The sequence below is a fragment of the Streptomyces sp. NPDC057249 genome, assembly GCF_042669245.1.
Lineage (GTDB): Bacteria > Actinomycetota > Actinomycetes > Streptomycetales > Streptomycetaceae > Streptomyces.
This window is the reverse complement of sequence record NZ_JBHUXS010000006.1, coordinates 350,435-368,586: the sequence shown is the minus strand read 5'-3', so window position 1 is coordinate 368,586 and position 18,152 is coordinate 350,435. Positions and strand designations below refer to the sequence as shown.

Annotated in this window: 18 protein-coding genes; 11 read left to right on the top strand and 7 right to left on the bottom strand. The window is 72.1% G+C overall.

Translation table 11 applies throughout. The features are described 5' to 3' along the window. The first annotated feature begins 2 nt into the window (after positions 1–2). The 4 genes from ACFUJY_RS14495 to ACFUJY_RS14480 all read left to right on the top strand — a co-directional run bounded on the left by ACFUJY_RS14495 (position 3) and on the right by ACFUJY_RS14480 (position 3,655). The gene (locus tag ACFUJY_RS14495) at positions 3–1,211 is read left to right on the top strand and encodes an ArsA-related P-loop ATPase (protein ID WP_383298587.1); all 1,209 of its coding nucleotides are present in this window, start codon (positions 3–5) and stop codon (positions 1,209–1,211) included. 81 nt (positions 1,212–1,292) lie between these two features. Beyond that, positions 1,293–1,751 carry a DUF5304 domain-containing protein gene (locus tag ACFUJY_RS14490; RefSeq protein WP_383298585.1) on the top strand — a complete coding sequence of 153 codons (459 nt, stop codon included), beginning with the start codon at positions 1,293–1,295 and terminating at the stop codon, positions 1,749–1,751. 73 nt (positions 1,752–1,824) lie between these two features. Next, complete coding sequence (locus tag ACFUJY_RS14485; RefSeq protein ID WP_383298583.1) at positions 1,825–2,766, top strand: ROK family glucokinase; 942 nt, start codon at positions 1,825–1,827, stop codon at positions 2,764–2,766. 130 nt (positions 2,767–2,896) lie between these two features. Continuing rightward, positions 2,897–3,655: an endonuclease/exonuclease/phosphatase family protein gene (locus ACFUJY_RS14480; protein ID WP_383298581.1), complete on the top strand. Its 759-nt coding sequence runs from the start codon at positions 2,897–2,899 to the stop codon at positions 3,653–3,655. Positions 3,656–3,676: 21 nt separating this feature from the next. On the opposite strand, the gene ACFUJY_RS14475 is transcribed toward ACFUJY_RS14480, so the two are convergent. Together ACFUJY_RS14475 and ACFUJY_RS14470 are read right to left on the bottom strand one after the other, a co-directional pair. After that, positions 3,677–4,348 carry a hypothetical protein gene (locus ACFUJY_RS14475; protein ID WP_383298580.1) on the bottom strand — a complete coding sequence of 224 codons (672 nt, stop codon included), beginning with the start codon at positions 4,346–4,348 and terminating at the stop codon, positions 3,677–3,679. Next, a complete protein-coding gene (locus tag ACFUJY_RS14470) occupies positions 4,341–5,132 on the bottom strand; it encodes an alpha/beta hydrolase (protein WP_383298578.1) in 792 nt (263 codons plus the stop codon). Before ACFUJY_RS14470 ends, ACFUJY_RS14475 begins: the two co-directional genes overlap by 8 nt. A gap of 238 nt (positions 5,133–5,370) precedes the next feature. Here ACFUJY_RS14470 and ACFUJY_RS14465 point away from each other — a divergent pair, with 238 nt between their 5' ends. From ACFUJY_RS14465 to ACFUJY_RS14450, 4 genes are all read left to right on the top strand, one after another. Continuing rightward, positions 5,371–6,090: a lysophospholipid acyltransferase family protein gene (locus ACFUJY_RS14465; protein ID WP_383298654.1), complete on the top strand. Its 720-nt coding sequence runs from the start codon at positions 5,371–5,373 to the stop codon at positions 6,088–6,090. Between the two features lie 32 nt (positions 6,091–6,122). After that, entirely contained in the window at positions 6,123–7,355 is a 1,233-nt protein-coding gene (macS, locus tag ACFUJY_RS14460) for a MacS family sensor histidine kinase (RefSeq protein ID WP_383298576.1), read from the top strand. After that, positions 7,352–8,044: a response regulator gene (locus tag ACFUJY_RS14455; protein ID WP_383298574.1), complete on the top strand. Its 693-nt coding sequence runs from the start codon at positions 7,352–7,354 to the stop codon at positions 8,042–8,044. The genes macS and ACFUJY_RS14455 overlap by 4 nt, the downstream gene beginning before the upstream one ends. Positions 8,045–8,115: 71 nt before the next feature. Beyond that, the gene (locus ACFUJY_RS14450) at positions 8,116–9,120 is read left to right on the top strand and encodes a 2-hydroxyacid dehydrogenase (protein WP_383298573.1); all 1,005 of its coding nucleotides are present in this window, start codon (positions 8,116–8,118) and stop codon (positions 9,118–9,120) included. 17 nt (positions 9,121–9,137) lie between these two features. Here ACFUJY_RS14450 and ACFUJY_RS14445 read toward each other — a convergent pair whose 3' ends face one another. The 3 genes from ACFUJY_RS14445 to ACFUJY_RS14435 form a co-directional block, all read right to left on the bottom strand. Then, positions 9,138–11,057, bottom strand: coding sequence for an anthranilate synthase family protein (locus ACFUJY_RS14445; protein ID WP_383298571.1), 1,920 nt, complete (start codon positions 11,055–11,057; stop codon positions 9,138–9,140). 97 nt (positions 11,058–11,154) lie between these two features. Then, positions 11,155–11,211 (bottom strand): trp operon leader peptide, encoded by a 57-nt coding sequence (locus ACFUJY_RS14440; protein WP_073735655.1) that lies wholly within the window; start codon positions 11,209–11,211, stop codon positions 11,155–11,157. A gap of 93 nt (positions 11,212–11,304) precedes the next feature. Continuing rightward, positions 11,305–13,989, bottom strand: a complete 2,685-nt coding sequence (locus tag ACFUJY_RS14435; RefSeq protein ID WP_383298653.1) for an N-acetylmuramoyl-L-alanine amidase — start codon at positions 13,987–13,989, stop codon at positions 11,305–11,307. A 264-nt stretch (positions 13,990–14,253) separates the two neighbouring features. On the opposite strand from ACFUJY_RS14435, the gene ACFUJY_RS14430 reads away from it, so the two are divergent. After that, on the top strand, positions 14,254–15,600 hold the full coding sequence (locus ACFUJY_RS14430; RefSeq protein WP_330315193.1) for a class II 3-deoxy-7-phosphoheptulonate synthase: 1,347 nt from the start codon (positions 14,254–14,256) through the stop codon (positions 15,598–15,600). Positions 15,601–15,766: 166 nt separating this feature from the next. Beyond that, positions 15,767–16,009: a bacterioferritin-associated ferredoxin gene (locus ACFUJY_RS14425; RefSeq protein ID WP_383298570.1), complete on the top strand. Its 243-nt coding sequence runs from the start codon at positions 15,767–15,769 to the stop codon at positions 16,007–16,009. A 6-nt stretch (positions 16,010–16,015) separates the two neighbouring features. Here the strand turns inward: ACFUJY_RS14425 and bfr are convergent, their stop codons facing one another. Beyond that, complete coding sequence (bfr, locus tag ACFUJY_RS14420) at positions 16,016–16,495, bottom strand: bacterioferritin (RefSeq protein WP_136207094.1); 480 nt, start codon at positions 16,493–16,495, stop codon at positions 16,016–16,018. Positions 16,496–16,648: 153 nt separating this feature from the next. On the opposite strand from bfr, the gene ACFUJY_RS14415 reads away from it, so the two are divergent. After that, entirely contained in the window at positions 16,649–17,281 is a 633-nt protein-coding gene (locus ACFUJY_RS14415; protein ID WP_383298568.1) for a sulfite oxidase-like oxidoreductase, read from the top strand. A gap of 18 nt (positions 17,282–17,299) precedes the next feature. Here the strand turns inward: ACFUJY_RS14415 and ACFUJY_RS14410 are convergent, their stop codons facing one another. After that, entirely contained in the window at positions 17,300–18,127 is an 828-nt protein-coding gene (locus ACFUJY_RS14410; RefSeq protein ID WP_383298567.1) for a deoxyribonuclease IV, read from the bottom strand. Positions 18,128–18,152 lie beyond the last annotated feature (25 nt).

Here is an 18,152-nt window from a genome sequence, read left to right as displayed (position 1 = left end):
GCGTGCGTACGGTCCTGGTCACCGGACCCGGCGGAGCCGGCCGTACGACCGTCGCGGCGGCCACCGCGCTCGCCGCGGCCCGCGACGGCGCCCGCACCCTGCTGATCTCCGCCGACCCGATACCCGGCTTCCCCGACGCCACCGCGCCCGCCCCGGTGACCGCCGGGCTGTGGTCCGTCCGTATCGACTCCGCCGCCCACTTCCGCGGCGAACTCCTCGCCCTCCAGGAGCAGTTGTCGTCCGTCCTCGAACTGCTCGGCGGCAACCCGCTGGACGGCGAGGAGCTGACCGAACTCCCCGGCAGCGGCGAACTCGCCCTGCTCCACGCCCTGCGCCGCGCGGCCCACGGCGACGGGGCCGGCGAGGCGTACGACCTCCTCGTCGTGGACCTGCCGCCCCTGCGCGACGCCCTCCGGCTGCTCGCCCTCCCCGAGCAGCTGCGCCGCTACCTGCGCCGGCTGCTCCCCCCGGAGCGCCAGGCCGCCCGCGCCCTGCGCCCGATGCTCGCCCAGCTGGCCGGTGTGCCCATGCCCGCCCAGTGGCTGTACGAGGCCGCCGCCCGGCGCGACGCCGAGCTGGCCCAGGTCCAGGCGGTGATCGAGGACCGGGCCACCACGCTCCGGGTCGTCGCCGAGCCGGGAGCGGCCGCCGACGAGGCCCTGCGCGCCGCCCGTACCGGCCTCGCCCTGCACGGACTGCGCGCCGAGGCGCCGGTCGCCAACCGGCTGCTGCCCGGCCACTCCCCGGACCCGTTCTTCGCCGCGCTCGCCGCCCAGCAGGAGAAGTCCCTCGGCCACTGGGCGGACGAGGGGGCGGCCCCGGTCCGGATCGCGCACCTCGGCCGCGACCCGCAGGGCCCCGACGACCTCCTGGCCCTCGCCGGCCCGGACGGCGCGGGTGGCGCGCTCGCCGTGCCCGGCATCGGCGAAGAGGGCGGCCGGGCCCCGGACCCCTGGTGGACCGAGGAGGCCGGCGGGCCCGACGGCGACGGGATACTCGCCTGGTGCCTGCGGCTGCCCGGCGCCGTCAAGAAGGACCTCCAGCTCGTCCGGCGCGGCGGCGAACTCCTGCTGACCGTCGGCCCGTTCCACCGCATCGTGCCCCTGGAGCCCGCCCTGCGCCGCTGCACCGTCTCCGGCGCGGCCCTCACCGACGGGGTGCTGCGGGTCCGCTTCACGCCCGATCCCGCGCTCTGGCCCCGGACGGGCTGAACGGCGTACCCCCGTTCGGGTACCGTCGAAGGTACGTGTCCGGTATGCCGGGCCGCCGGCCACGAAGCCCAGGAGTCCGCCATGAGCGAAGCCACCGATCGCCCCGCCGACGACAACGCCTGGGCCGACGCGTGCGCCGAGGACCTCGCCGCCGAGCAGGCCCGCCGCCGCGCCGCCTACGGCCCGCCGCCCGGCTCCGCCGCCGAGGAGCTGCGCAAGCTGGTGGACGCGGTGGCCGACAAGCTCGGCTCGTTCCAGGCACCGCTCCTCGGGATGGCCGCGCAGGGCGCCGTGCAGCAGGTCATCCAGCAGGCCAAGGCAGCCGTGGAGCCCGTGATCGAGCGCAATCCAGACGTTTTCGATCACATCGCGGCGGCCGGTAGCGAACTGCTCGCCGCCTACCGCTCGGCGGTCCAGGGCCAGGAAGGCCGCTGGACCCGGGGGGCGGGGGACCCCGCGGGCACCGAAAAGAAGGCGGAAGGCCCCGAAGGGCCCCGCGACGAGGGGTCCGGCGCCGGCGAACACATCGACCTGGACTGACCGGCGCCGACAGGACGGGGCCCGGCCTCGGGTACGGTTGCCTCAGCGGGGCTCGACCGGAACTGAGGGATTCATGGGACTCACCATCGGCGTCGATATCGGCGGCACGAAGATCGCGGCTGGAGTGGTCGACGAAGAGGGACGGATTCTCTCGACCTTCAAGGTGTCGACCCCGCCGACCGCCGAAGGCATCGTGGACGCGATCGCCGCGGCGGTGTCCGGCGCCAGCGAGGGGCACGCGGTCGAGGCGGTCGGCATCGGCGCGGCCGGATACGTGGACGACAAGCGGGCCACCGTGCTGTTCGCGCCCAACATCAACTGGCGCCACGAGCCGCTGAAGGACAAGGTCGAGCAGCGCGTCGGCCTCCCCGTCGTCGTGGAGAACGACGCCAACGCCGCCGCCTGGGGCGAATACCGCTTCGGTGCCGGCCAGGGCCACGACGACGTCATCTGCATCACGCTGGGCACCGGCCTCGGCGGCGGCATCATCATCGGCAACAAGCTGCGCCGCGGACGCTTCGGCGTGGCCGCCGAGTTCGGCCACATCCGGGTCGTCCCGGACGGTCTGCTCTGCGGCTGCGGCAGCCAGGGCTGCTGGGAGCAGTACGCCTCCGGCCGCGCCCTCGTGCGGTACGCCAAGCAGCGCGCCAACGCCACCCCGGAGAACGCCACGATCCTGCTGGCGCTCGGCGACGGCACCGTCGACGGCATCCAGGGCAAGCACATCAGCGAGGCCGCCCGCCAGGGCTGCCCGGTGGCCGTCGACTCGTTCCGCGAGCTGGCCCGCTGGGCCGGCGCCGGACTCGCCGACCTGGCCTCGCTGTTCGACCCGTCGGCCTTCATCGTCGGCGGCGGCGTCTCGGACGAGGGCGAGCTCGTCCTCGGCCCGATCCGCAAGTCGTTCCGGCGCTGGCTGATCGGCGGCGAGTGGCGCCCGCACGCCCAGGTGCTCGCCGCCCAACTCGGCGGCAAGGCAGGGCTCGTGGGTGCCGCGGACCTGGCCCGCCAGGGCTGAGCCCGGCCCGCACACGGAAACATCGGACGCCCGTCACGCCCCGGGGAGTGTCCGCGAAGTGGCGTCGTGGGCCAGACGACACTTCGCGGACACGACCTGGCGCGGCGGGCGTCCGCCGTATCGTGAGGGCATGGCCACGATGTCGCTGCCCGATTCGTGCACCGAGCCGGACGGCTCGGCCGTCATCCGCGTGCTCAGCTACAACATCCGCTCCATGCGCGACGACACCACCGCCCTCGCCCGGGTCGTCCGCGCCTGCGCCCCCGACCTGGTCCTCGTCCAGGAGGCGCCGCGCTTCTTCCGCTGGCGCAAGTACGCCGCCCGGCTCGCCGCCGCCACCGACCTGGTCGTCCTGGGCGGGGGCGCCACCGCCGCCGGGCCGCTGCTGCTGTGCTCGCTGCGCGCCACGGTCGAGCGCACCGAGGACATCCTGCTGCCGCGCACCCCGGGGCTGCACCGCCGGGGTTTCGCCACCGCCGTGGTCCGGTTCGCGGGCGCCCGGGTCGGAGTGGTCAGCTGCCACCTGAGCCTCCAGCGGCAGGAGCGGCTGGCCCAGGCGGAGCGGCTGGTGGAGACCGTGGACGCGCTGGGCGTGGCGCACGCGGTCATCGCCGGTGACCTCAACGACGTACCGAGCGGACGGGCCTTCAGGCGTCTCGCCGGGCGCTACCAGGACTGCTGGGAGACCAAGCCGCAGGGCGGCACGTACACCTTCCCCGCGCACGAACCCCGCCGCCGGATCGACGCCGTCTTCGCCACCGACGGCGTCGAGGTGCTGGGCTGCGGGGTCCCGGACGGGCTGCCCGGGGTCCGGGAAGCCGACCTGCGGGCCGCGACCGACCACCGCCCGGTGCTGGCCGCGCTCCGGGTGCCGGCCGACCGGCCCTAGGGCCTGTCCGGCGGACAGGCCCTAGACCACCGCGCCCCGCCCCGGGTCGTCGTCCCCGTCCTCGCCGGAATCCATCCGCGCCACCAGCGTCACGAAACCGCCCAGGAAGCCGCCGACGCAGACCGTCGTCAGCCACCAGGTCATCTCCCAGGAGAGCAGCACCGCGAGCAGCATCAGCACCGGGCCGCCGATCACCGCGAGCCAGGCGAACTTCGCCGTGACGTCGGCCTCCGGCAGCGGCGGCGGCTCCGGCGGCACGAAGTGGCCCTCGTCGTCGTCCCCGCCGGCCGGGGCCGCCGCGTCCGGATCGGCCGGCTCGTAGTCGCGCGGGCCCACGCCCGGAGCGAAGACCACGGAGCCACCGAGCGGCCGGTCCGCCTCGGGCTTCGGCTTGGGCGGCCGTTTGCCGAGCCCCTTGTCCGCGGCCGGGGCGGTCAGCGGACCGTCGTCCGGCATCGCCAGATCCTCGACGGACCGGAAGGGCCGCGCGCCCGGCGGGTCCGGCGGCTCCTCCCCGTACCCCGCCACGATGGCCCGCCAGACGGCCTCCTCGTCCAGCGGTTCGTCTCCCGCACCGGCCGGTGCGTCGGGTGCCTTGCCCTTCCCGTCGTCGCCGGCGACGGCCGCCCCCTCCGAGGGGAACGGCTCGCGCTCCTCCTCGCTGCCCGCGCGCTCCGCGTCGTGCTCAGCCACCGGACGTGCCCCCCTTCTTCCCGCCCTGATCCGTCTCGCCCGGAACGAGGCGGCCGATGAACGCATGACTCTCGTCGAAGATCCGCTTCGCATCATGGTCCAACGTCGCGACGTGGTAGCTCTGTTCCAGCAGGACCTCCCGGATGTCCGTCGAGGAGACGCGGCTCAGGATGCGCGCCGAGTCGGCGGGCGGTACGACGTGGTCCTGCGGGCTGTGCAGCAGCAGGAGCGGCTGGGTGACCTGGGGCAGGTCGCCGTCGACCAGCCGGAAGAACCTGCGCACCGAGTGCGCCGCGTGCAACGGCACCCGGTCGTAGCCCACCTCCGCGACGCCCTCCAGGGCGATGTCGCTGACCAGGCCCTTCGTCGTCGGCACCAGATGGCGGACCACCGGCAGCGCGTGCGCCGCGAGGCCGTGCACCTTGTTGGCCGGATTGACGAGCACCAGACCGCTGACCGCGTCCCCGTGCTTCGCGGCCAGCCGCAGCGCCAGCGCACCGCCCATCGACAGACCGAAGACGAACACCCGCGCGCAGCGCTCCAGCAGCCCGCGGAGCTCCCGGTCCACCTCCGCGTACCAGTCCTGCCAGCCGGTCACCTGCATGTCCTGCCAGCGCGTGCCGTGCCCGGGGAGCAGCGGCAGCGAGACCGTGAGACCGCGCTCGGCCAGATACCCGGCCCAGGGGCGCAGCGACTGCGGGGAACCGGTGAATCCGTGACAGAGGAGGACGCCGACCTCTCCGCCCTCGTGGCGGAACGGCTCGGCTCCGGGAAGGACCGGCACCGGGGTCTCCTGTTCATGAGGCTCGCGGCGGAGCGAGCGGGGAGCGGGAAGGGGTTCGGAAGCATGTACGGGACGCGCGAGGATTACTTCACCGTACGCGACCGGACCGACACCGACCAGGGCCGTCACCTGCCCGGACCGCGGACACCCGCCCGCGCCGGGCGGGAGGAAGGGGGACACGGCGGGTTAAGGTCTGTCGGACAGCACACAGGAGGCATCCGAGTTGATCTACGGCGCAATGAAGTTCTCCATCGGCGGGTCGCTGAAGCTCGCCTTCAGGCCGTGGGTGGAGGGCCTGGAGAACATCCCCGCGCGCGGGCCCGCGATCCTCGCCAGCAACCACCTGTCGTTCTCCGACTCCTTCTTCCTGCCGGCCGTCCTGGACCGCAAGGTGACCTTCATCGCGAAGGCCGAGTACTTCACCGCGCCCGGTGTGAAGGGCAAGCTCACCGCCGCCTTCTTCAAGGGCGTCGGCCAGCTCCCCGTCGACCGCTCCGGCGCGCGCGGCGCCGGTGAGGCGGCGATCCGGGCGGGCATCCAGGTCGTCGAGAGCGGCGGCCTCTTCGGCATCTACCCCGAGGGGACCCGTTCGCCCGACGGCCGGCTGTACCGCGGCAAGCCGGGCGGTCTCGCCCGCGTCGCACTGGCCACCGGGGCGCCGGTGATCCCCGTCGCGATGATCGACACGGAGAAGATCCAGCCGCCCGGCCAGGTGATCCCCAAGCTGATGCGCCCCGGCATCCGGATCGGCAAGCCGCTCGACTTCAGCCGCTACCACGGCATGGACGGCGACCGCTTCATCCTGCGCTCGGTCACCGACGAGGTGATGTACGAGATCATGAAGCTCTCGGGCCAGGAGTACGTCGACATCTACGCGACCGCCGCCAAGCGGCAGATCGCCGACGAGGCCAAGCGCCGCTCCGAGGCCGCGAAGAAGACGGACGGCGGCAGCGCCTAGCGGCGGTCCGCCGGGGGACGGGGGAGGACAGCATGGTGAAACGCGTACGCGTGGTCCGGATGTCGGTGGAGCAGCCGCTGTGGCGTGCCCTGACGGCGTACCGCGTGCTGACAATGGTCTACGCGGTCCTGCTCGCCGCCTTCGCCCGGCACGACTACGAGCGGCCCTGGATAGCGGTCACCTTCCTGTCGCTGATGGTGGTCTGGACGCTCGCCACCCTGCCGAAGGTGGCCGGCGCCGCCGCCTGCACCAGGCGCTTCCTGGGCGCCGACCTGGCCATCGCCCTGATCGGGATCATCGTCACCCCGCTCGCCGACTTCCAGGCGCAGCACGTCGACGGACCGACCCTGCCGTCCATCTGGACCGCCGGTTCCGTCCTCGCCTTCGCGATCAAGGGCGGCTGGCGCTGGGCGGGCTTCGCCTCCAGCCTGGTCGCCGTCGCCAACCTCATCGAGCGCGGCGAACCGAGCCGCGACACCCTGCACAACGTGATGCTGGTCTGGGTCGCCTCCATCGCCATCGGTTACGTCGTGGAGGTGGCCCGGGCCAGTGAGCGCACCCTCGCCCGCGCCCTGGAGATCGAGGCCGCCACCCGCGAACGCGAACGTCTGGCCCGGGACATCCACGACGGCGTGCTCCAGGTCCTCGCGATGGTGCAGCGGCGCGGCGCCGCGATCGGCGGCGAGGCGGCGGAGCTCGGCCGGATGGCCGGGGAGCAGGAGGTCGCCCTGCGCACCCTGGTCTCCAGCGGCCTGGTACCGCCCACCCGGCTCTCCGAGGACGCCTCCGAGGGGGCGGTCGTCCGGACCGTCGAGACGGACGACGGCGAACCGGGCGCCGGGGACGGCGGCGAGACCGATCTGCGGACGCTGCTCGCCCCGCACGCCGGGTCCCGGACCAGCTTCGCGGAGCCGGGCGCGCCGGTGCTGCTTCCGTCCGCCGCGGCGGCGGAACTGGCGGCGGCGGTCGGCGCCGCCCTGGACAATGTCCGGGTGCACGCGGGCGAGGGCGCCCAGGCGTGGATTCTGCTGGAGGACTGGCCGGACGAGGTGATCGTCACGGTCCGGGACGACGGGCCCGGCATCCCCGAGGGGCGGCTCGCGCAGGCCGAGGGGGAGGGGCGGCTCGGGGTCGCCCTGTCGATCCGCGGCCGGCTGCGCGATCTGGGCGGCACGGCAGAGCTGATCTCGGTGCCCGGACAGGGCACCGAGGTCGAATTGAAGGTTCCTAAGGTTTCACGGGGGAAGGCGGGTTCGGTCCGATGAGCACGACACACGAAGAGGGCGCCGGGCAGCGGGCGGTCAGGGTGATGGTGGTGGACGACCACCCGATGTGGCGCGACGCCGTGGCCCGCGACCTCACCGAGGCCGGCTTCGACGTGGTCGCCACCGCCGGCGACGGGCCCCAGGCCGTCCGCCGGGCCGGCGCCGTCACCCCGGACGTCCTGGTCCTCGACCTCAATCTGCCCGGCATGCCCGGGGTGCGGGTCTGCAAGGAACTCGTCGGCAGCCAGCCCGGGCTGCGGGTCCTCGTGCTCTCCGCCAGCGGTGAGCACGCCGACGTCCTGGAGGCGGTCAAGTCCGGCGCCACCGGCTACCTGATGAAGTCGGCGAGCACCCAGGAGCTGACCGACGCCGTCCGCCGCACCGCCGCCGGCGACGCCGTCTTCACCCCGGGCCTGGCGGGCCTGGTCCTCGGCGAGTACCGCAGGCTGGCCTCGGAGCCCGCGCCGGCCGCCTCCGACGAGCCGAAGGCCCCGGAGCTGACCGACCGGGAGACCGAGGTGCTGCGGCTCGTGGCCAAGGGGCTCTCGTACAAGCAGATCGCGGAGCGGCTCGTCATCTCGCACCGGACGGTGCAGAACCACGTGCAGAACACCCTCGGCAAGCTCCAGCTGCACAACCGGGTCGAGCTGGTGCGCTACGCCATAGAGCGCGGGCTCGACGACGCCTGAGCGGCGGACCCCGGCACCCGGCCGTATATTCGCGATGACCGGCAGCCCAGCGCGCAGACAGGGGAGACGTCGTGGAGATCCTGGCCTTCGGAGTGCAGTCCGACGAGAAGCCGCTGATCGAGAAGGCGTTCGCCGGGAAGCACGAAGTCCGCTGCCTGGACGTCTTCCTGAACCGGGACACCGCCCCCATCGCGGCCGGCTACGAGGTCATCTCCACCAGCGTCAACGCCGACCTGGGCGGCGCGGTCCTCCAGACCCTGGCGGCCGGCGGCACCCAGATGATCGCCCAGCGCTCCACCGGGTTCAACAACATCGACCTGGACGTCGCCGAGCGCCTGGCCCTCCGCGTCGCCCGGGTCTCGTACTACTCGCCGTACTCGGTCGCGGAGTTCGCCTGGACCCTGGCCATGGCGGTCAACCGCCGGGTGATCCGGGCCGCCGGCCGCACCCGCGACTTCGACTTCCGCCTCGACGGGCTCCTCGGCCGCGACATGCACGGCCGCACCGCCGGCGTCATCGGCACCGGCAAGATCGGCGAGGCGTTCACCCGGATCGCCCACGGCTTCGGCATGGAGCTGCTCGGCTGGGACGTCGCCGAGAACCCGGCCTGCGCCGAGCTGGGCATGCGGTACGTCGACAAGGAGCGGCTGCTCGCGGAGTCCGACCTGGTCAGCCTGCACGTGCCGCTGCTCCCGTCGACGCACCACCTCATCGACGAGGACGCCCTCGCCCTGATGAAGGACGACGCGATCCTGGTCAACTCCAGCCGGGGCGGCCTCGTCGACACCTCGGCCCTGGTCGGCGAGTTGCGCGCGGGCCGCTTCCTCGGCGTCGGGCTCGACGTGTACGAGGCGGAGGCCGGGCTGTTCTTCCTGGACAAGTCCCTGGAGGGGGTGGACGACGACACCCTGGCCCGGCTCGTCACCTTCCCGAACGTCATCGTCACCTCGCACCAGGCGTACTACACCGAGGACGCGGTCGGCCAGATCATCGACGCCACCGTCGAGAACGTCGGCGACTACCTGGCCGGCCGCCACAGCGGCAACGTCCTGGTCCCGGCCCGCCCCGGGACCTGACCCCGCGCCTCGGATCACTAGCCGCGCACCGGCAGCCCCGCCAGCAGCTCGGACACGATCGCCGCACCGCGCAGCGTCAGCACCGACTCCGGGTGGAACTGCACCGAGGCGAACCCGGCCCCGCGCAGCGCGTGCAACTCCCCGGACACCTCGTCCCGGCTCGCCTCGATGCCGTGCGCCGCCAGCTCCGCCGCCCCCGAGTCGTCGCAGCGCGCGGTGAAGCTGTTGTAGAAGCCGACCGTCTCGGGCCGCCCGAACAGGTCGATACGGGTCTGCGCCCCCTGGTACGGCACTGCCTTGCGGACGATCTCCAGGCCCAGTTCGGCCGCGATCAGCTCATGGCCGAGGCACACCCCGAGCAGCCCGTGCCGGTGGTCCCGCACCAGCTCGGCGGCGATCGCGCGCAGCAGCCGCATCTTCGGGTCGGCCGCGTCCCCCGGATTCCCCGGGCCGGGGCCGAGGACCACGGGCCCCTCGTGCGCCCGCACCGCCTCGCGCAGTCCCGGCTCGTCGTAGCGGCGCACGGTGACGTCGAGCCCCGAGGCGCGCAGCAGGTGCCCGAGCATCGCGGTGAACGTGTCCTCGCCGTCCACCACCAGGGCGTGGCCGACGCGGTCGGCGGCGCGCTCCTGCATCCGCAGCCAGAACGGGGCGAGCCCGTCCCGCCGGGCGTCCAGGGCCGCCCGCACCCGGGGGTCGGCGGCCAGCCGGGGCCGTTCCCGCTCCGCCGCGGGGCGGGCCGGGCGGACGCCGAGGGCGGCCAGGACCCCGGCCGCCTTGGCGTGTGTCTCGGCGACCTCGCTCTCCGGGTCCGAGTGGCGCACCAGGGTGGCCCCGACCGGCACCCGCAGCGTGCCGTCCGCGTCGATGTCGGCGGTCCGGATCAGGATCGGCGAGTCCAGGGTCCGGGTGCCGTCGGCCTCCTGGCGCAGCAGGGCCAACGCGCCCGCGTAGTAGCCGCGCCCGCCGTGCTCGTACCGCTCGATGACCCGGCAGGCGTTCTGCACCGGGGAGCCGGTGACGGTCGCCGCGAACATGGTCTCCTTCAGCACCTCGCGTACGTCGAGCGAGGAGCGTCCGCGCAACTCGTACTCGGTGTGGGCGAGATGGGCCATCTCCTTCAGGCGCGGGCCGATCACCACTCCGCCCATGTCGCCGACCGTGCACATCATCTTCAGTTCCTCGTCCACCACCATGGAGAGCTCCTCGGTCTCCTTGCGGTCCCCGAGGAAGGCGAGCAGGTTCTCGGGGGTGGGCCCCTCGGCGGGATAGCGGTAGGTGCCGCTGATCGGGTTCATCACGACGGTCCCGCCGGACATCCGCACATGCACCTCGGGGCTCGCGCCGACCAGCGTCCGCCCACCCGTCGCCCGCCGCCGCCCCGATGAGGAGAGCCCTTCGGGCTCGCTGTCACCTGTGTGCACGACGAACGTCCAGTAGGCCCCCCGCTCGCCGGCCAGCAGCCGCCGGAACAGGGCCAGCGCGTCCGCCCGGCCGAACCCGTCGATCCGGCCCCGGAACGTCCGCCGGATCACGAAGTTCGCGCCCTCGCCCCGGCCGATCTCGTCCTCGATCACCCGGCGTACGGTGCCGGCGTACTCCTCGTCGCTGACGTCGAACGCCCCGTCGTCCACACGGACTTCGTGGCGGGGGAGTGCCGACAGCGCCTCGTCCAGGGACATCGTGTACGCCTCGTCCGCGACCAGGACCGAGAGCGGCGTGCCGTCGTCGCGTACGTCGAAGCCGCGCTCCGCGATCTGCCGGAACGGCACCAGCGCCAGCGACGGGCGGTCGCCCACGGGGATGTCGGCGAGGCGGTCCGCCTCGTGCACCCGGCCGATCAGCACCTCGACGGTGTCGTGGTCGTGGCCGGGGGTGCGGCGGCGCAGCAGGGCGAACGGCGGGCAGTCGTCGCGCAGGAGTCGGTCGAAGCTCATGGGTCGGTTCCTTCCAGGGAATCAGCTGGGAGGAACGGCCCGTGGACACGGAAAAGGCCGCCCCTCGGGCGGCCTCTGCGTCAGTGTGTACGCGCGATCAGTGGGCCGCCGGATGAGCGGTCCACCACCAGTTACGGGTCGAGTGCGCGAACATGCCCCGTACCCTAACCCACGCCTGACGGCAGCGGGGCCCTTTCCCACCCGGACGGATGGGAAAGGGCCCCGCGCGCACGAGACGTCCGGTCGGCTAGAACAGGGTGTCGTAGATCTGCCAGCCGTCCCCGACCTGCGACTTCGTCGCGAACGGGGCGGTCACCGTGCCGGTGGAGTGGTAGAACCAGAAGTCTCCGGCCGAGTCCACGCCGACCAGGTCGCCCCGGCCGTCACGGTCCAGGTCGCTCGGGCCGAGCAGCAGCTTGTACTTGCCCCAGCCGGAACCGATCTTGACCCGCTTGTCGTACGGCTTGGTGGCCGAGCCGGTGCCCGTGTAGATCCACAGGACCCCGGACTTGTCCCGGGCCACGAAGTCCGCCTTGCCGTCGCCGTTCAGGTCGCCGGTGGAGACGATCGCGTCGTAGATCTGCCAGCCGTAGCCGATCTTCGCCTTGGGCTCGAAGGGCTTCGACGGCTCGCCGGTGCCCTTGTAGAAATAGATGTCGCCGGCGCTGTTGCGGGCGATCAGGTCGGGCTTGTCGTCACCGTCGAGATCGCGCATGCCGTTGAGGCTGCTGTACTGGTTCCAGCCGCTGCCGATCTTGAGCCGGCCCAGGTACGGCTTGTCCGGGTTGCCGCTGCCGCGGTAGTACCAGAGGACGCCGTCCTTGTCGCGGGCCACGAAGTCGCCCGTGCCGTCCGCGCGCAGCGCGGTCATGGCGGTGATCGCCGTGTAGCCGCCCCAGCCGTAGCCCACCTGGTAGCGGCGGTAGTACGGCGAGGAGGCGCTGCCGGTGCCCTGGTACTGCCAGATCCGGCCCGCGCTGTCCCGGCCGATCATGTTGTACCGGTCGGTGGCGGACACCGGGGCGACGCTGGTGGAGGTCTGGACGTCGGCCGCCTTCACCCACGCCAGCCGGTGGTTGTAGCGGATCGGCAGGTAGGAGGTGTCACCGATGACGTCGGTCTGGACGGAACCGAACCAGTCGTCCCCCTTCACCTCGTCGCCCGCCAGCGCGTACGACTGGCCCGAGGGCAGCGTGTACTTCGTCAGGTAGTCCGGGTCGTCCGTGGGGGCTTCCAGGCCCGCCGCGTCATAGGCCGCGGTCTCCGGGTAGGAGCGCCCGTAGATCCGCACGGTCACCCCGGCCTTGGCCTTCACCACGTGCGGGGCCGCCGCCAGCGGCACGGTGTACTGGCCGCCGGGGTTGTAGAACCACGCCTTCTTCCCCGCGTACCAGATCGCCGTCCAGTTGGTCCGGGACTCCGCCACCACGTAGGTGCCGCCCGCGCGGACCTTGTTGCCCCAGTTGGAGCCCTCGCTCCACAGCGACGTGAAGTAGGGGTCGGTCAGCGTGGACGCGCTGGTGGACGGCGAGGTGTACAGGTAACCGAAGTTCGCCGGCCGCTTGGTGACCGCCTTGGTGCCGTAGGTCAGCTTCGGCTGGTTGGCCGTGGTGAACGGCGGCACCACGCGCACCAGCTGGCCCGTCTTGACCGGGCCGCCGGCGCCGCCCGCGCCCGTCGGGGCGTCCATCAGGCCCATGAAGTGGTTCCAGTCCCAGAACGGGCCCGGGTCCCAGTGCGTCCCCGAGATGTTCCGGTCCAGCTGAACGGGCACCTCGTCGTGGCCGACGATGTGCTCACGGTCCAGCGGGATGCCGTACTTGCCGGCCAGGAACTTCACCAGGGCGGCGGTCGACTCGTACTGCGACTCGCTGTACCAGCTGCCCTCCTTGATGGCGTAGCCCTCGTGCTCCACACCGATGGTGTGCATGTTCAGGGTCCAGTTGCCCGCGTGCCACGCCAGGTCCTTGTTCTCGACCATCTGCGTGACCAGCCCGTCCGAGGCGCGCACCAGGTAGTGCGCGCTGGCGAGCGTGGCCGGGTTCGTGAGCGTGGCGAGCGAGCTCGCGTAGTCGCCCTCGGTGTCGTGGATCACGATCCGCCGGATGTCGACGCCCTTGTCGGGGCGCACCGCCGGGGTGTAACTGCGCTGGCCCGAGCTCGACGTCTTGGCCGGCACGAAGTTGCAGTTCAGACCGGACGGGCACTCCGGGGTGGGGGTCGCGGCGGTGCTCGCGAAGGACGCGGCCAGCGGCACGTTCGCCGGCTTGACCGGCTCGACCGACGGGTCGGCGGGCAGCGAGACCTGCTGGCCGTCCTGGGTGACCGCGCTCTCGCCGGTCCTGATCGAGTCGAAGACGCGCTTCGCGAAGAGGTCGGCCCCCTTCTTGTCCGGCGACTGGCTGAACCGCGCCACCGCCGGATACCACTGCGAGGCGTCGTCGGACAGGGAGCCCTTCGCGTCGCGCTGGTACTGGGCGAGCAGGGCCGCGCCCGCGCGGATGCTGTCCTCGGTGTCGTCGCGGACCGACGCGGTGTCCGTGTCGATCAGCTCGGCGGCCTCGTCCAGCGTGTGCAGCCGGGGGTCGGAGGTGTCGACCGTCTTCTTCGGCAGCGAGCGCAGCGCCTTCGCGGCGTCGAAGGTCTTCTCGATCTCCGGCCGCCCGGACATGTTCATGTGCGCCAGACGTTCCTTGTCGTCCGGCTGCTCCACGTCCCCGGCCGACACACTGGTCAGCCCCATGACGTTGTACGCACCGCTCGTGCTCGGCTCGCCGTCGTGGCTCTCCCAGCGCGTCTGCCGGTACGAGACCGCCATCAGCACGCTCTGGGGCACGTCGAACTCACGGGCCGCGTCCTCGAACTGGGCCTGGAGCACGGCGGCCGGCGAGGCGGCCCGGGCGGCCCCGGTGTCCGGGTCCTGCGAGGCCATGGCCAGGGTGCCGATCGTCGCGGTCGCGACCACGGCGGCGCCGGCGCCGATCAGCAACCGTCTCTTCTTGAGGTCCCTACGGTGATTCCGCTTCAAGTCCCCACCCTCGGTGTCCACTTGTTCAACGTTGTTCTACGCCGAAAGCCGTGAGGCTAGCAGGCCGCCCGGACAGCCCCGGCACCGGCCGTGCCGAGACGTCCGTCTCAGTGACTGGGCAACCGGGAAACGGAGAGGGCGCGACCCCGTAATGTGGACGCCGTGACCGTGAACGCCAATACCTCCGTCGCCGGTGGCAACACCTGGCGAGACCTTCCCGCGGCGCAGCAGCCCGAGTACCCCGACTCCGAGGCGCTGCGCGATGTACTCGCGGACCTCGCGTCGTATCCGCCGCTCGTCTTCGCGGGCGAGTGCGACCAGCTGCGTGCCCGTATGGGAGCCGTCGCCAAGGGCGAGGCGTTCCTGTTGCAGGGCGGAGACTGCGCCGAGGCCTTCGACGCCGTGTCGGCCGAGCACATCCGCGCCAAGCTGAAGACGCTGCTCCAGATGAGCGCCGTCCTCACCTACGCGGCCTCCGTTCCCGTCGTCAAGGTCGGCCGGATCGCCGGCCAGTACTCCAAGCCGCGCTCCAAGCCGACCGAGACCCGCGACGGCGTGACCCTGCCGACCTACCGGGGCGACTCCGTCAACGGCTTCGCCTTCACCGAGGCCGACCGCGTCCCCGACCCGGAGCGGCTGAAGCGGATGTACCACGCGTCCGCCTCCACGCTGAACCTCGTGCGCGCCTTCACCACCGGCGGTTACGCCGACCTGCGCCAGGTGCACGCCTGGAACCAGGACTTCGTGAAGTCGTCCCCGTCCGGCCAGCGCTACGAGGCCCTGGCCCGCGAGATCGACAACGCGCTGAACTTCATGAAGGCGTGCGGCACCGACCCCGCCGAGTTCAAGGCCGTCGAGTTCTACGCCTCGCACGAGGCCCTGCTGCTGGACTACGAGACGGCGCTGACCCGCACCGACTCGCGCACCGGCCACCTGTACGACACCTCGGGCCACATGGTGTGGATCGGTGAGCGGACCCGCCAGATGGACGGGGCGCACATCGAGTTCGCCGCCAGGGTCCGCAACCCGATCGGGATCAAGCTCGGCCCGACGACCACCGTCGACGAGGCCCTGGGCTACGTCGAGCGCCTCGACCCCGAGCGCGAGCCCGGCCGGCTGACGTTCATCGTCCGGATGGGCGCCGACAAGGTCCGCGACAAGCTGCCCGAGCTGGTCGAGAAGGTCACCGCCTCCGGTGCCACGGTCGCCTGGGTGACCGACCCGATGCACGGCAACACCTTCGAGGCGGCCTCCGGCCACAAGACGCGCCGCTTCGACGACGTCCTGGACGAGGTCAAGGGCTTCTTCGAGGTGCACAAGGGCCTCGGCACGCACCCCGGCGGCATCCACGTCGAGCTGACCGGCGACGACGTCACCGAGTGCGTCGGCGGCGGCCACGAGATCTTCGTGGACGACCTCCACCAGCGTTACGAGACGGCCTGCGACCCCCGGCTCAACCGCAGCCAGTCGCTCGACCTGGCCTTCCTCGTCGCCGAGATGTACCGCGACCAGTAAGGGCCGCGGCGGCACCGTAGGACTGTGGGGCACGGATCGATGTGATCCGTGCCCCACAGGGCGTTCCCGGGCTTCTGTCACCCCCGGGCGGCGGGTAAGGTTAGGTTAGCCTCACCGATCATCGGAGCGGCGCCCACGAACCGTTCCCGCCCGGGAGGTGAACCGCATGTACGTCTGCTCGTGCTTCGGCGTTACCGAGCAGCAGGTCAAGGACCATGCGGCGGCCGGGGCCTGCACGCCCCGCCAGATCGCCTCGGCCTCCAAGGCGGGCACCGACTGCGGCGGCTGCGTGCGCACCATCCAGGCGATGCTCGGCCGGGGAGCCTGCCCGCGCCGCGAGCTCCTGGACCGGAAGCAGGCGCCCGTCACCGCCGCCGCTCCGGCGGCCGGGCTCCCCGAGGCCGCCTGAGGGCCGTCAGCTGTCCGGCTGCTCGATGAGCTGCGCGATGTACAGCGGCTCGCCCAGCTTCTCGACCAGGTCGAGCTGGGTGTCGAGGTAGTCGATGTGGTGCTCCTCGTCCGCGAGGATCGACTCGAAGATGTTCGCCGATGTGATGTCGCCCTTGTTGCGCATCAGCTCGATCCCGCGCTTGAGGCGGTCGATCGCCTCGACCTCGATCTGCCGGTCCGCCTGGAACATCTCGGTGACCGTCTGTCCGACCCGTACGTGGAACAGCCGCTGGTAGTTCGGCAGGCCGTCCAGGAAGAGAATGCGGTCGGTCAGGATCTCCGCGTGCTTCATCTCGTCGAAGGACTCGGCGCGCGTGTATTTCGCGAGCTTCGTCCAGCCGAAGTTGTCCTGCATCTTCGCGTGCAGGAAGTACTGATTGATGGCAGTCAATTCGGCGGTCAGCTGTTCATTCAGGAACTCGATGACCTCGGGGTCGCCCTGCATCGCAGAGGCTCCTTCCAACGGTGAACCGGGCACGTTGGCGGCATCCTCGCACCCGCCCCGGTGACCGTCCAGTAAGTGCACGCTTAGTATGAGTTGTCCGAATCGCCTCCGCCCTGGTCACGACCACCCCTGCCTGTCTGTCACCATGGAGTCATGGGTCAGCCGGAAAGCCGGGAACACCGCGCGTCAGAGCAGTCCGAGCTTCCGCCGGGCCAGCGGCTGCAGCGCGGGTGGCCGGTGACCCACTACGGGCCGGTCCCGAAGTTCAAACCGGAGCGGTGGGAATTCCGCGTCTTCGGTGCGACCGCCGACGGTGAGAAGCACTGCTGGAACCACGAGGAATTCTCGGCGCTGCCGTTCTCCTCGGTCGTCGCCGATCTCCACTGCGTCACTAAATTCAGCATGCTGGGCGCCGAGTGGGGCGGTGTGCTCGCCCGCGACGTGGTCGCCCTCGCGCCCCCCGCCCCTCAGGTCACGCATGTGATGGTCTGGGCCGAGTACGGCTTCAGTTCCAACGTCCGGCTGGACGACTTCCTCTCCGACCGGACCCTGTTCGCCACCCACAAGGGCGGCGAACTGCTCACCGCCGAACACGGCTTCCCGCTCCGGCTCGTCGTCCCCCATCTGTACGCGTGGAAGGGCCCCAAGTGGGTCCGGGGCATCGAGTACATGACCGCCGACCGCCGCGGCTTCTGGGAGGAGCGCGGGTACCACAACATCGGCGACCCCTGGCGGGAACAGCGCTACTCCTACCAGGAGGAGCCCGGGGACGGCCCCGAGCTCTGACCGGGCCGCCCCGGCGGGTCACCCGCCGTCGCGCAGCGCCTGGAGCCGGGCCACGTCCGCCGCGTGGCCCTCCCTGCCGCCCGGCGTCTCGATGACCAGCGGCACGCCCTCGGTGGCCGGGTGCGTGAACAGCTCGCGGAACGGCTCCTCGCCGATGTGGCCCGAGCCGATGTTCTCGTGCCGGTCCTTGTGGGCGCCGGAGACGTCCTTGGAGTCATTGGCGTGGATGAGCTTCAGCCGGCCCTCGCCGACCGTCTCCACCAGCAGGTCCAGCGTCTCCTTCATCCCGCCCGGCCCGGCCAGGTCGTGCCCCGCCGCGAAGATGTGACAGGTGTCCAGGCAGACACCGAGCTTCGGATGGGCGTCCAGCGCCTCGAAGTACGGGCCGAAGTCCCAGGTCCGCGAGCAGAGCGAGGAACCCTGGCCGGCGGTGGACTCCAGCAGCAGGAACGGGTCGTCCTCGTGCGTCAGCTCGTCCAGCAGCGGCAGCATCTGCGTCCGCACCTGCGCCAGCGCCTCCTCGCGGGGCCGCCCGCCGGTCGCCGACCCCGTGTGCACCACGACGCCGAGCGCCCCGATCCCGCGGGCGCGGCGCAGCGAGTGGCGCAGGGACTCCACGGACCGCTCCACCGTCGCCGGGGTGTGCGAACCGAAGTTGATCAGGTACGGGGCGTGTACGTACGCCGGTACGGACTCCGCGGCGCACTGCTCGCGGAACAGGGCGTCCTGCGCCGGATTCCCGGCCGGGGTGGCCCAGCCGCGCGGATTGGCGACGAAGACCTGGACGGCCTCGGCGCCCATCTCGCGGGCGTAGGGGAGGCCGACCTTGGCGAGGCCGCCGGCCACGGGGACGTGGCCGCCGACGGGGTTG

Coding starts and splice junctions, on each gene's coding strand:
- ACFUJY_RS14455 (WP_383298574.1), top strand. CDS start 7,352: ATGAGCACGACACACGAAGAGGGCGCCGGGCAGCGGGCGGTCAGGGTG.
- ACFUJY_RS14490 (WP_383298585.1), top strand. CDS start 1,293: ATGAGCGAAGCCACCGATCGCCCCGCCGACGACAACGCCTGGGCCGAC.
- bfr (WP_136207094.1), bottom strand. CDS start 16,495: ATGCAGGGCGACCCCGAGGTCATCGAGTTCCTGAATGAACAGCTGACC.
- macS (WP_383298576.1), top strand. CDS start 6,123: ATGGTGAAACGCGTACGCGTGGTCCGGATGTCGGTGGAGCAGCCGCTG.
- ACFUJY_RS14485 (WP_383298583.1), top strand. CDS start 1,825: ATGGGACTCACCATCGGCGTCGATATCGGCGGCACGAAGATCGCGGCT.
- ACFUJY_RS14435 (WP_383298653.1), bottom strand. CDS start 13,989: ATGGCCTCGCAGGACCCGGACACCGGGGCCGCCCGGGCCGCCTCGCCG.
- ACFUJY_RS14480 (WP_383298581.1), top strand. CDS start 2,897: ATGGCCACGATGTCGCTGCCCGATTCGTGCACCGAGCCGGACGGCTCG.
- ACFUJY_RS14445 (WP_383298571.1), bottom strand. CDS start 11,057: ATGAGCTTCGACCGACTCCTGCGCGACGACTGCCCGCCGTTCGCCCTG.
- ACFUJY_RS14415 (WP_383298568.1), top strand. CDS start 16,649: ATGGGTCAGCCGGAAAGCCGGGAACACCGCGCGTCAGAGCAGTCCGAG.
- ACFUJY_RS14465 (WP_383298654.1), top strand. CDS start 5,371: ATGAAGTTCTCCATCGGCGGGTCGCTGAAGCTCGCCTTCAGGCCGTGG.
- ACFUJY_RS14425 (WP_383298570.1), top strand. CDS start 15,767: ATGTACGTCTGCTCGTGCTTCGGCGTTACCGAGCAGCAGGTCAAGGAC.